The sequence below is a fragment of the Burkholderia sp. AU39826 genome (genome assembly GCF_020419965.1).
GTDB lineage: Bacteria > Pseudomonadota > Gammaproteobacteria > Burkholderiales > Burkholderiaceae > Burkholderia > Burkholderia semiarida.
This window is the reverse complement of record NZ_JAIZQG010000020.1, coordinates 21,369-33,788: the sequence shown is the minus strand read 5'-3', so window position 1 is coordinate 33,788 and position 12,420 is coordinate 21,369. Positions and strand designations below refer to the sequence as shown.

Annotated in this window: 10 protein-coding genes; 7 read left to right on the top strand and 3 right to left on the bottom strand. The window is 68.9% G+C overall.

Annotated elements, in window-relative coordinates; genetic code table 11:
* Nucleotides 1-8 precede the first annotated feature (8 nt).
* A complete protein-coding gene (locus tag LGM42_RS26195) occupies nucleotides 9-389 on the top strand; it encodes a zinc ribbon domain-containing protein (RefSeq protein WP_226233708.1) in 381 nt (126 codons plus the stop codon).
* A 159-nt stretch (nucleotides 390-548) separates the two neighbouring features.
* Here LGM42_RS26195 and LGM42_RS26190 read toward each other — a convergent pair whose 3' ends face one another.
* Nucleotides 549-1,430, bottom strand: coding sequence for an AraC family transcriptional regulator (locus LGM42_RS26190; protein WP_226233706.1), 882 nt, complete (start codon nucleotides 1,428-1,430; stop codon nucleotides 549-551).
* A 275-nt stretch (nucleotides 1,431-1,705) separates the two neighbouring features.
* On the opposite strand from LGM42_RS26190, the gene LGM42_RS26185 reads away from it, so the two are divergent.
* The 4 genes from LGM42_RS26185 to eutC all read left to right on the top strand — a co-directional run bounded on the left by LGM42_RS26185 (nucleotide 1,706) and on the right by eutC (nucleotide 7,053).
* Nucleotides 1,706-3,169 carry a mechanosensitive ion channel gene (locus tag LGM42_RS26185; protein WP_060310225.1) on the top strand — a complete coding sequence of 488 codons (1,464 nt, stop codon included), beginning with the start codon at nucleotides 1,706-1,708 and terminating at the stop codon, nucleotides 3,167-3,169.
* 233 nt (nucleotides 3,170-3,402) lie between these two features.
* Nucleotides 3,403-4,761, top strand: a complete 1,359-nt coding sequence (eat, locus tag LGM42_RS26180) for an ethanolamine permease (RefSeq protein WP_226233705.1) — start codon at nucleotides 3,403-3,405, stop codon at nucleotides 4,759-4,761.
* 100 nt (nucleotides 4,762-4,861) lie between these two features.
* Nucleotides 4,862-6,259 (top strand): ethanolamine ammonia-lyase subunit EutB, encoded by a 1,398-nt coding sequence (locus LGM42_RS26175; RefSeq protein ID WP_089464437.1) that lies wholly within the window; start codon nucleotides 4,862-4,864, stop codon nucleotides 6,257-6,259.
* Nucleotides 6,256-7,053 (top strand): ethanolamine ammonia-lyase subunit EutC, encoded by a 798-nt coding sequence (gene eutC, locus LGM42_RS26170; protein WP_226225067.1) that lies wholly within the window; start codon nucleotides 6,256-6,258, stop codon nucleotides 7,051-7,053. Before LGM42_RS26175 ends, eutC begins: the two co-directional genes overlap by 4 nt.
* Here the strand turns inward: eutC and LGM42_RS26165 are convergent.
* Entirely contained in the window at nucleotides 7,046-7,930 is an 885-nt protein-coding gene (locus tag LGM42_RS26165; RefSeq protein WP_059580572.1) for a LysR family transcriptional regulator, read from the bottom strand. The genes eutC and LGM42_RS26165 overlap by 8 nt on opposite strands.
* 154 nt (nucleotides 7,931-8,084) lie before the next feature.
* On the opposite strand from LGM42_RS26165, the gene LGM42_RS26160 reads away from it, so the two are divergent.
* Nucleotides 8,085-9,698 carry an MFS transporter gene (locus tag LGM42_RS26160; protein ID WP_226233704.1) on the top strand — a complete coding sequence of 538 codons (1,614 nt, stop codon included), beginning with the start codon at nucleotides 8,085-8,087 and terminating at the stop codon, nucleotides 9,696-9,698.
* 289 nt (nucleotides 9,699-9,987) lie between these two features.
* Here the strand turns inward: LGM42_RS26160 and LGM42_RS26155 are convergent, their stop codons facing one another.
* On the bottom strand, nucleotides 9,988-10,416 hold the full coding sequence (locus LGM42_RS26155; protein ID WP_226233702.1) for a pyridoxamine 5'-phosphate oxidase family protein: 429 nt from the start codon (nucleotides 10,414-10,416) through the stop codon (nucleotides 9,988-9,990).
* Nucleotides 10,417-10,736: 320 nt separating this feature from the next.
* Between LGM42_RS26155 and LGM42_RS26150 the strand changes: the two genes are divergently transcribed.
* A complete protein-coding gene (locus LGM42_RS26150; RefSeq protein ID WP_226233700.1) occupies nucleotides 10,737-12,263 on the top strand; it encodes an aldehyde dehydrogenase family protein in 1,527 nt (508 codons plus the stop codon).
* Nucleotides 12,264-12,420: the final 157 nt, after the last annotated feature.

The following is a 12,420-nucleotide window of genomic DNA, read 5'->3' as shown; positions in this document are numbered from 1 at the left end:
AGCGGGCGATGAGTTTTCTGAAACGGATTCTCGGCGGCCACGGTGGTGGCCATGGCAGCGGGCACGGTAGTGGCGGAAACGGGGGCCACGGCGGCGGGCATCACGGCGCCCCGCGCCAGGGCGGGCATGGCGGCCACGATGCACGCGGTCGCGATCGCCACGGCTGGGGTTGGCAGGCACCGGCCGACGCGGGCAACGGTGGTCAGGGCGGCAATCTGGCGCTGAGCCAGCTCGCGTGCGCGGGCTGCGGCTCACTCAACGCGGCCGATGCACGGTTTTGCGCGCAGTGCGGCGCGGGGGCGCAACGCGGCAAGGCCTGCAGCCGCTGTCACGCGGCGCTGGCGGCCGACGCGCGGTTCTGTCCCGGCTGCGGGACGCAGGCTGCTTGAAGCTATTCGCGTGTCCGTGCCGGCTGCGCATAAGCACAGGCCGGCACGCGTCGTTCGACGGCTGGCGCACCGGCATGCCCGATGTCGTCCCGGGCATGCCCGCACCAGCAATATCGTCGCGGTCCGTTCAGATACACGGCTCCACGACGCACCCGTCGCTCACCGCAGCGGCAGGTGAATCTCGGTGCGCAGGTCGGCCGGCGCCGTGTCCATCGGCGTATTGAGGTACAGCTCGAACGGCGGCGCGTCGGCGGCTTCGCGGCCCGAGTGACGCAGCCAGTCGCCGTAGAGCCACTGGTAGGCCGTCTTCAGGTCCGCATACGGCCCGGTATGCAGCAGCACCGCGTATTCGCCGCCTGCGATCGTCGCACGCTCGACCGGCGGCACGGGCGCGACGTCCGGCGCGCCGTCGGCCGGCATCAGGCACGCTTTCGCGCGCAACTGTGCTTCGGGCGTCGTGTCCGGATCGTCGTAGAAAATCCCGATCATCTTCGCGCCCGGGCCGATCAGCCCGTGCTGCCCGGCCCACGCGCCGATCCGGCCGAACGCGTCGCCGACCTTCATGTACGCGCCGGTGTGCGCGACCGCGTAGCCGCGCAGTTCCGGCAGACGCCGGATCTCGACTTCGTGCTTGAACATGTCTTCCTCTCCTCGCTGTAGTGGATAAATCGGCCGGTGTGTGCCCGTGCGGCGATGCTCCGCCGGCAGCACGCCGTACGCGTCGCGAAACGCCCGCGCGAACGCGTGCGTCGACCCGTAGCCCGCGCGCCGCGCGATCTCGTCGAGCGGCCGCGCGGTGCAGACCAGATCCTCGGACGCCCGCACGATCCGCATCCGCCGCACCGTCAGCACGATCGATTCGCCGTACAGCGCGCGGTAGACGCGCTGCCAGTGATACGGCGACAGGCACGCGACTTCGGCGAGCCGGTTCAGGTCGAGCGGGCCGTCGAGATGCGCGCCGATGTACGCGTGAACACGCGCCACGCTGGCCGCGTAGCGAGCCCACGCGGGCGGATCGGTTTTCGTGTCGGCTGGGGGCATCGGCGTGTCCGGGCTGGAACCGACGCCACGGTAGCACGGGCCGAATGGACAAATCTTGCGGAAATGCGTAGCCGTCCGAATTCCGTCCCCTTTTTATTTCAACGAAATGGGGTCTTGTCCCTCCGCGATCTATGACTAAAGTTAAAGACGGTGAAATCGGATGAACGCGTCATTTTTCTCGGGTAAGTTGCTCGAACGGGGCAGCACGCTTTTCGAATTACGCAGGTCGTTTGTCGATGTTCAATCGCCACACCACGTTTTCGGGAGAAGAAGAAATGGATGCTTCCAGCTTCATCACGTCGCTGCAGGCCACGCTAGGCGGATACCTGCCCAAGATCGCCGGCGCGATCGGCATCCTGGTGATCGGCTGGCTGATCGCCGTCGCGGTGCGGGCCGGCGCGCTCCGGCTGCTCAACGCGCTGAAGGTCGATCAGCGGATCACCGACAGCACCGGCCAGGGCGCGTGCGTCGAACGCATCATCGCCGGCGGCCTGTTCTGGCTCGTGCTGCTCGTCACCGCGGTGGGCATCTTCAACGTGCTCAACCTGTACGCGGTATCCAATCCGTTCTCGCTGCTCGTCACGCACATCGTCAACTACCTGCCGAACCTGATCGGCGGCGCGGCGCTGACGCTGATCGCGTGGCTGATCGCGTCGCTGCTGCGCAGCCTCGCGAACCGCGCGCTGAAGGCGAGCAAGGTCGACGCCACGCTGTCCGAAAGCGCCGGCATGCAGCCGATGAGCGGCTATCTCGGCGACGTGCTGTTCTGGCTCGTGATCCTGATGTTCCTGCCGGCGATCCTCGCGTCGTTCGCGCTGTCGGGCCTGCTGTCGCCGGTGCAGGGGATGGTCGACAAGCTGCTCGCGATCGTGCCGAACCTTTTCGCGGCCGCGGTGATCGGCTTCGTCGGCTGGGTCGTCGCGCGCGTGCTGCGCGGCCTCGTGACGAACCTGCTGGTCGCGGCCGGCGCCGACCGCCTCACGCAAGGGATCGACAGCCCGACGCCCGTGCGCGTGTCGAGCCTGGTCGGCACGATCGTCTACGTGTTCGTGTTCGTGCCGACGCTGATCTCCGCGCTCGACGCGCTGAAGATCGACGCGATCTCGATCCCCGCGACCAACATGCTGAACCAGTTCCTCGGCGCGGTGCCGGACATCGTCGCGGCGATCGTGATCGTGCTGGTCACGTTCTACTTCGCGCGCTTCGTCGCGTCGCTCGCGCAGAAGCTGCTGGAAGCGGCCGGTGTCGACGGGCTGCCGGCCGTGCTCGGCGTCGAGCGCGTGTTTTCGGGGATCCTGCAGCCGTCGGTGTTGGTCGCGCGGCTGATCGTGTTCTTCGCGATGCTGTTCGCGTCGGTCGAGGCCGCGAACCGGCTCGGCTTCACGCAGGTGCGCGACGTCGTCACGTTGTTCATCGAATTCGGCGGCCACGTGCTGATGGGCGGCGTGATCCTCGTGATCGGCGTATGGCTCGCCGGCCTCGCGCGCCGCGTGATCGAGCAGGCCGACCGCGAGCACAGCGTGCTGTTCGCGCGCATCGCGCAGTTCGCGATCCTCGGCCTCGTGTTCGCGATGGGGCTGCGCGCGATGGGCATCGCGAACGAAATCGTCCAGCTCGCGTTCGGCCTCGTGCTCGGCGCGATCGCGGTGGCCGTTGCGCTGTCGTTCGGCCTCGGCGGCCGGGAAGCGGCCGGCAAGCTGCTCGACCGCTGGTTCAACCAGCGCGGCGGCGGCCAGTAAGGCCACTCGACACGGCCGATCCGGCCCGCATCGCGCGGCCCGGATCGGCGTGGCAACGCGCGCGGCCGGCGTTACCGCACGCGTTTCCGCGAGCGTTTCCGAAAGCATTTCCGCAAGCGAAATGTCAGCCGCGATCTTTGCCGAATTTCGATAACACGTCGTTTAATGACTCTCTAGCATCGATTCTCAGTCGCGCGGGCCCGCAGGCCCGGCGCCCTTGAGGAGAGAGTCCGATGAAAGCAGAGTCGAATGGCCGGCCCGCCGCCGGCGCCAAGTCCGCCGGCCAGCCCGCGCTGCAGCAGACGCTCGGGACCTGGCAACTGTGGGGCATCGCGGTCGGCCTCGTGATTTCCGGCGAATACTTCGGCTGGAGCTACGGCTGGGCGAGCGCGGGCACGCTGGGTTTCGTGATCACCGCGCTGTTCGTCGCGGCGATGTACACCACCTTCATCTTCAGTTTCACCGAGCTGACGACGTCGATCCCGCACGCGGGCGGCCCGTTCGCGTATGCGCGCCGCGCGTTCGGCCCGACCGGCGGCTATCTGGCCGGCGCGGCGACGCTCGTCGAGTTCGTGTTCGCGCCGCCCGCGATCGCGCTCGCGATCGGCGCGTATCTCGTATTCATGGCGCTGAACATCGTCGGCGTGCAGATCGCGGCGACCTTCGAGCTCGTCGTCACGCTGCTCGCGATCTTCGAGCTGCTGGTGTTCATGGGCGTCGTGTCGCCGGGCTTCGCGTGGAGCAATTTCACGAAGGGCGGCTGGTCGGGCGCAGACCATTTCAGCCTGGGCGCGTTCCACGGGATGTTCGCGGCGATTCCGTTCGCGATCTGGTTCTTCCTCGCGATCGAGGGCGTCGCGATGGCCGCCGAGGAAGCGAAGAACCCGAAGCGCTCGATTCCGATCGCGTACGTGGCCGGGATCCTGACCCTCGTCGCGCTCGCGATCGGCGTGATGGTGTTCGCCGGCGGCGCGGGCGACTGGACCAAGCTCGCGAACATCAACGACCCGCTGCCGCAGGCGATGAAGTACATCGTCGGCGCGAACAGCGGCTGGATGCACATGCTGGTGTGGCTCGGGCTGTTCGGGCTCGTCGCGTCGTTCCACGGGATCATCCTCGGCTATTCGCGCCAGATCTTCGCGCTGGCCCGCGAAGGCTATCTGCCCGAATGGCTCGGGAAGGTGCATCCGCGCTTCAAGACGCCGCATCGCGCGATCCTCGCCGGCGGCGTGGTCGGGATCGCCGCGATCTACAGCGACGAGCTGATCCAGTTCGGCGGGCAGACGCTCACCGCGAACATCGTGACGATGTCGGTGTTCGGTGCGATCGTGATGTATATCGTGAGCATGGCGGCGCTGTTCAAGCTGCGCCGCTCGCAGCCGAACATGGCGCGGCCGTTCCGCGCGCCGCTGTACCCGATCTTCCCGGCATTCGCGATCCTGGCGGCGCTCGTCTGCCTCGGTACGATGGTGTATTTCAACGGGCTGGTCGCGCTGGTGTTCGTCGGCTTCCTCGCGGTCGGCTACGCGTACTTCCTCGCGACCCGTTCGCAGCGCGCGAGCGCCCCCGGCGACGCGTTGCTGGAGGAGTGAGCAGGATGACGACGGTGAACGTGAAAGGCCGTTCCTGACGGCATCCGGCGCGCCCCGTCGAACGGGCGCGCCGTCGGCTTTTGGCAAGGAGATTCGAACGATGTCCTATACGGAGACGATCGGTCCGCGCACGTACCGCTTCGCGGACCTGAAGACGCTGCTCGCGAAGGCGAGCCCGCTGCGTTCCGGCGATCAGCTCGCCGGCGTCGCGGCGGCGAGCGAGGAGGAGCGCGTCGCCGCGAAGATCGCGCTCGCGGGCGTGCCGCTGAAGGCGTTCCTGAACGAAGCGGTGATCCCGTATGAAGACGACGAGGTCACGCGCCTGATCGTCGACGATCACGACGCGCACGCGTTCGCGGAGATCTCGCACCTCACCGTCGGCGATTTCCGCAACTGGCTGCTGTCGCCCGCGGCCGACGGCGCGGCGCTCGAACGGATCGCGCCGGGGCTCACGCCCGAGATGGTCGCGGCCGTGTCGAAGCTGATGCGCAACCAGGACCTGATCGCGGCCGCGAGGAAGCGCCGCGTGGTCACGCGCTTTCGCAACACGGTCGGGCTCGCCGGCCGGATGTCGGTGCGGCTGCAGCCGAACCACCCGACCGACGACGTGAAGGGCATCGCCGCGTCGATGCTCGACGGGCTGATGTACGGCTGCGGCGACGCGATGATCGGCATCAACCCGGCCACCGACAGCCTCGCGGCGATCGTGAAGCTGCTCGCGATGATCGACGGTTTCCGCGAACGCTACGGCGTGCCGACCCAGTCGTGCGTGCTCACGCACGTGACCAACACGATCGCGGCGATCGAGAAGGGCGCGCCGGTCGATCTCGTGTTCCAGTCGATCGCGGGCACCGAGAAGGCGAACGCGAGCTTCGGGATCTCGCTCGCGCTGCTCGGCGAGGCGCGCGAGGCCGCGCTGGCGCTGAAGCGCGGCACGGTCGGCAACAATCTGATGTACTTCGAGACGGGACAGGGCAGCGCGCTGTCGGCGAACGCGCATTTCGGCGTCGACCAGCAGACCTGCGAAGTGCGCGCGTATGCGGTCGCGCGCAAGTTCGAGCCGTTCCTCGTGAACACGGTGGTCGGCTTCATCGGGCCCGAATACCTGTACGACGGCAAGCAGATCATTCGCGCGGGGCTCGAGGATCACTTCTGCGGCAAGCTGCTCGGCGTGCCGATGGGCTGCGACATCTGCTACACGAACCACGCGGAAGCCGACCAGGACGACATGGACACGCTGCTGACGCTGCTGGGGGCGGCCGGCATCAACTTCATCATGGGGATTCCGGGCGCGGACGACGTGATGCTGAACTATCAGAGCACGTCGTTCCACGACCAGCTGTACGTGCGCGAGGTGCTCGGCCTGCGCCGCGCGCCCGAATTCGAGGAATGGCTGGAGACGATGGAGATCGCCGACGCGCACGGCGCGCTGCGTGCGGCGTCGGCACGCGTGCCGCTGCTCGCGGGCGCGAACGACTGGATGGGGATTTCCGCATGAGCGACGCCGTCGAGAAGAATCCGTGGGCGCAACTGAAGTCGTTCACGAACGCGCGGATCGCGCTCGGCCGTGCGGGCAACAGCCTGCCGACCGCGCCGCTGCTGGCCTTCAACCTGTCGCATGCGCAGGCGCGCGACGCGGTGCACCAGCCGCTCGACGCGGATGCGCTGCGGCGCGAGATCGAGGCGGCCGGCCTGCTGCCGACGCTGCGCGTGCAGAGCGCCGCGCCCGATCGCGACCATTACCTGCGCCGGCCCGATCTCGGCCGCAAGCTGTCGGACGACAGCCGCGGGCTGCTGGCCGGCTACGGGGCGGCGCTCGACGAGGCGCCCGACGTCGTGTTCGTGGTCGGCGACGGGCTGTCGGCGTTCGCGGCCGCGAAGCAGGCGCTGCCGCTGTTGCAGGCCGTGCGGCCGCGGCTCGACGCGGACGGCTGGCGGATCGGCCCGGTGGTGGTCGCGACGCAGGCGCGCGTCGCGCTCGGCGACGAGATCGGCGAGCTGCTGCGCGCGAAGGTGGTCGCGGTGCTGATCGGCGAACGGCCGGGGCTCAGCTCGCCGGACAGCCTCGGCGTGTACCTGACGTGGGCGCCGAAGGTCGGCTGTCACGACGCGCTGCGCAACTGCATCTCGAACGTGCGGCCCGAAGGGCTGCCGCACGCGGCCGCCGCGCACAAGCTGCATTACCTGATGACGCATGCGCGCAGGCTCGGGCTGACGGGCGTCGGGCTGAAGGACGACAGCGACGCGCTGTTGCCGCCGGTGCAGGCGGAGCGGATCGGGGCGACTACCTGAACAGCCGTTCGCACAGGAAATCGACGAACACGCGCAGCTTCGGCGACAACTGCCGGCTCGACGGCCACACGATCGAGAACTGCCCCGGCGCGATCCGGTAGGCGTCGAGCACGGTGACGAGCGCGCCCTGTTCGAGCGCGTCGCGCGCGAGGAAGTCGGGCATGTAGCCGATGCCGAGCCCCGCGAGCACGGCGCCGCGCAGCGCCTCCATGTTGTTGCAGGTCATCGCGGTGCGCAGTGCGAGCGGCGTGCCGTCGTCGGCCGCGAGCGCCCAGTCCTGCAGCTTGCCGGTGGTCGGGAAGCAGTAGCGCACGCAGTCGTGCGCTTCGAGTTCGCGCGGCGTGCGCGGCGTGCCGGCCTGCGCGAGATACGCGGGCGTCGCGCATAGCACGAACGCGAACGGGCCGAGCCGCCGCGACATCAGGCTCGAATCGGACAGCGGGCCGCTGCGGATCACCGCGTCGAAGCCGCCTTCGACCACGTCGACCATCCTGTCGTTGAAATCGAGATCGAGCTCGACGTCCGGATAGCGCCGCCGGAATTCGGGCAGCACCGGCAGCAGGAAGCGGTAGCCGATCACCGGCAGGCTCACGCGCAGCTTGCCGCGCGGGCGCTGCGCGGACGCCGTCACGGTCGCCTCCGCGTCGCGGAAATCCTCGAGGATGCGCTGGCAGCGCTCGTAGAAATGCCGTCCCTCGTCGGTGAGCGTCACGCGTCGCGTCGTGCGGTTGAACAGGCGCACGCCGAGCGACTGCTCGAGCTTCGCGATCGTCTTGCCGACCGCCGACGCCGAGATGCCGAGCGTGCGGCCGGCCGCGACGAAGCTCAGCGCTTCGGCGGTGCGGACGAACGCGACGATGCCGGTGAGGTTTTCCATCGAATGAAGGGCGGGCGGCGACGCACGCCAGCGGGTCAATTGCGGAATTTTAGTCCGTTATATGCGGAGCTTTGCGTGGTTTTTCGCGAATTGAATCCGATTTATCTTCGGTCGCTCTGATGGCGCATTCGCGCCGGCTTTTCGAGGAGCGATGATGAATCACCCTGTTTCCACTGCTGCAGCCCTGGCCGCGCGCCGGCGCGCATGGGTGCTGGCCGCCGTCTGCATGGCCGCCGTCGCGCTGCCGCTGTCGTTTTCCGGCGGCGCAGTCGCGACGCCGGCGATCGGCCGCGACCTGCACGGCAGCCCGGTCGCGATGAACTGGATCACCAACGCGTTCATGCTCGCGTTCGGCAGCTTTTTGATGGCGTCGGGCGCGCTGGCCGACCAGTTCGGCCGCAAGCGCCTGTTCGCGATCGGCGTCGGCGGCTTCACGCTGATGTCGGTCGCGCTCGCGTTCGCGCCGTCGATGCTCGCGGTCGACCTGCTGCGCGCCGCGCAAGGGCTCGCGGCGGCCGCGGCGCTGGCCGGCGGCACGGCCGCGCTCGCGCAGGAATTCGACGGTGCGGCGCGCACGCGTGCGTTCAGCCTGCTCGGCACGACCTTCGGGATCGGGCTCGCGTTCGGGCCCGTGCTCGCCGGCGGGCTGATCGGGCATTACGGCTGGCGCGCGATCTTCGTGACGAGCGCGGTGGCCGGCGTGCTGTCGCTCGCGTTCGGGCTGCCGCGCATGCACGAGTCGCGCGACCCGCACGCAACGGGGCTCGACTGGCCCGGCACGGCAGCGTTCACGGCCGCGCTGACGCTGTTCACGTTCGGCGTGATCGAAGCGCCCGCGCGCGGCTGGTCGAGCCCGCTCGTGATCGCGTTGCTGGCCGGCGCGGCGCTCGGCGCGTGCGCGTTCGTGACGATCGAGACGCGCGTCGCGCGGCCGATGCTCGACCTGTCGCTATTTCGCATCGCGCGCTTCGTCGGCGTGCAGGTGCTGCCGGTGTCGACCTGCTGCTGCTACATCGTGCTGCTCGTCGTGCTGCCGCTGCGCTTCATCGGCATCGACGGCTTCAGCGAGATCGACGCCGGCTGGCTGATGCTCGCGATCTCCGCGCCGATGCTCTTCGTGCCGCTCGTCGCGGCGACGCTCACGCGCTGGCTGTCGGCTGGCGTGATTTCGGGGCTCGGGCTGCTGGTCGCGGCGGGCGGGCTCGTGTGGCTCGGCATCGCGCTGCGCGGCGGCGCGGGGCCGGCGGCGATCGCGCCGATGCTCGCGATCGGCGTCGGCGCCGGCATGCCGTGGGGGCTGATGGACGGGCTGTCGGTGAGCGTCGTGCCGAAGGAGCGCGCGGGGATGGCGACGGGCATTTTCAGCACGACGCGCGTGGCCGGCGAGGGGACTGCGCTGGCGATCGTCGGCGCGGTGCTGGCCGCACTCGCGCAAACGGGCCTCGTGCAGGCGGCAGGAGCTGTCGGCGCGCCGGACGCGACGCTGCAGGCTGCCGCGCGGCTCGCGACCGGCGATCTCGCGGGCGCGGCTGCCGCGTTGCCGGGTGTCGGCCGTGCGGCGTTGATCGCGAGCTACGCGCACGCGTTCGACCGGCTGCTGATCGGGCTGGCCGTCGTCACGGTGCTGTGCGCGGTGGTGGTGTTCGGGTTCCTCGGTGGGCGGCCGGCGGGCGAAGAAACGGGCGACGAGGCGGACGGCCACGCGCAGGCCGATACGTCGGCGCGCGGCCGCGTCGCGCCGGCCGGTGCGGAGACGCATGGGCGTTGAGCGTTGCAGCGCGGTGATTCGGCGGGTCGGCCCATCGACTCATCGGCGCATCGGCGCATCGGCGCATCGGCGCATCGGCGCATCGGCGAATCGGCGAATCGGCCCATCAGCCCATCAGCCCATCAGCCCATCAGCCCATCAGCCCATCAGCCCATCAGCCCATCAGCACATCAGCACATCAGCACATCAGCCCATCAGCACATCAGCACATCAGCCCATCAGCACACCGGTCGACGCAGCCGCCGTACCCGCATGGTCCTCCGTCGGCGGGCGCTTCACCCGCCGCGCATCACGCCAGCACGAGCGGCGGCAAGTCCGCATCCGTTCGCGCCTGCGCGCATTCCACGTCGATCACCACACACCGCAGCGCATCCGGCCACAGGTCCGCGTGGCGTCGCGGATCCTCGTCGAGCGTCGCGCGGCCCTGCACGAGCCAGGTCGTCTGGCGCACGAAATCGACGAACAGCAACGCGATGGCCGGATTCACCAGCAGGTTGCCGATCGTGTTGAGCAGGTTGTTGCCCGCGAAGTCGGGCAGCACCAGCGTGCGGCGGTCCGGGATATCGACGAGCGGCGTGAACGAACCGTCGGCGCGCGGCTGGCGGCCGCGGTACGAACAGTCGCCGTTGCCGGCCGCGTCGGCGGTCGAGACGATCAGGAAAGCCTGCTCGCGGATGAACGCGATGGCGTCGTCGGTCAGGGGGCCGCGATCGTTCATGGTGTCGGTCGGCGCGAGCGCCGTGGCGTGTGGATCCGTCACGCGCACGCAAGCGACATGCCACGCGTCGCGGCGTTCTCCGCGAGCAGCGCACGGCCGCGCACTGTGGAAATTCCGAACACCGGCCGCAGCGCTGCGCAACCGCGGTGTTCAGAATCGGTACACCCGTCGTGTTGCGTGCGTGAACACCGCACGGTGCGCACGCGCGCCGGCCGCGATCGACGTGCGCCCGTTCCGTTTGGCACGCATGTTGCGTAAACGGGATCAGCGCATTCCAACCGGCGCTGTACTCACACAAGCACGATGAACAGGAGACATGTATGAACCCGTTTGACCTGAAACAACTGGGCCTCGACGTCGAATACCCGTACCGCCAGCAATACGACAACTACATCGGCGGCAAGTGGGTGGCGCCCGTGAAGGGCGAGTATTTCGAGAACGTGTCGCCGATCAACGGCCAGTCGTTCTGCCGCGTGCCGCGCTCCGGCGCCGACGACATCGAGCTGGCGCTCGACGCCGCGCATGCCGCGCGCCGCAAGTGGGGCAAGACGTCGGTTGCCGAGCGCGCGAACCTGCTGCTCGCCGCCGCCGACCGGATGGAAAAGAACCTGAAGCTGCTGGCCGTGGCCGAGACGATCGACAACGGCAAGCCGCTGCGCGAGACGATGGCGGCCGACCTGCCGCTCGCGATCGACCACTTCCGCTACTTCGCGGGCTGCATCCGCGCGCAGGAAGGCGGCATCTCCGAAATCGACGACAACACCGTCGCGTACCACTTCCACGAGCCGCTCGGCGTGGTCGGCCAGATCATCCCGTGGAATTTCCCGCTGCTGATGGCCGCGTGGAAGCTCGCGCCCGCGCTCGCGGCCGGCTGCTGCGTGGTGATGAAGCCGGCCGAGCAGACGCCCGCATCGGTGCTCGTGCTGATGGAACTGATCGGCGACCTGTTCCCGGCCGGCGCGATCAACATCGTGAACGGCTTCGGCAAGGAAGCGGGCGAAGCGCTCGCGACCAGCAAGCGGATCGCGAAAATCGCGTTCACGGGCTCGACGCCGGTCGGCAAGCACGTGCTGCGCGCGGCGGCCGAAAGCCTGATCCCGTCGACGGTCGAACTGGGCGGCAAGAGCCCGAACATCTTCTTCGCCGACGTGCTCGACCAGGACGACGCGTTCCTCGACAAGGCGCTCGAAGGGCTCGCGATGTTCGCGCTGAACCAGGGCGAAGTGTGCACGTGCCCTTCGCGGATCCTGATCCAGGAATCGATCTACGACCGCTTCATCGAGAAGGCCGTCGCGCGCGTCGAGCGCATCAAGGCCGGCCACCCGCTCGACATGCAGACGATGATCGGCGCGCAGGCGTCGCAGCAGCAGCTCGACAAGATCCTGTCGTACATCGACATCGGCCGCGGCGAAGGCGCGCAATGCCTGACGGGCGGCGAGCGCACGGCGCCGGCCGCCGAACTCGGCACGGGCTACTACGTGAAGCCGACGATGCTGCTCGGCAACAACAAGATGCGCGTGTTCCAGGAGGAGATCTTCGGGCCGGTCGCGTCGGTGATGACGTTCAAGGACGAGCAGGAAGCGATCGAACTCGCGAACGATACGTTCTACGGGCTCGGCGCGGGTGTGTGGACCCGCAACGGCACGCGTGCGTACCGGATGGGCCGCGAGATCGAGGCCGGCCGCGTGTGGACCAACTGCTATCACCTGTATCCCGCGCATGCGGCGTTCGGCGGCTACAAGCAGTCGGGCATCGGCCGCGAGACGCACAAGATGGCGCTGTCGAACTATCAGCAGACGAAGTGCCTGCTGGTCAGCTATCAGGCCGAGGCGCTCGGGTTCTTCTGATCGCCGAAGCCGTGGCGACGTGTCGTGGCCGGTCGGGCCCGGCACGTCGCCCGGTTCGATTTCCCTGTTCGACAGTCGGCGCCGGCTGCGTTTCCCTGCACGGCCGGCGCCGGCAACGCCGCCGGCTGCCGCCTGTTCGCGGCGGCACGGTGCGCCG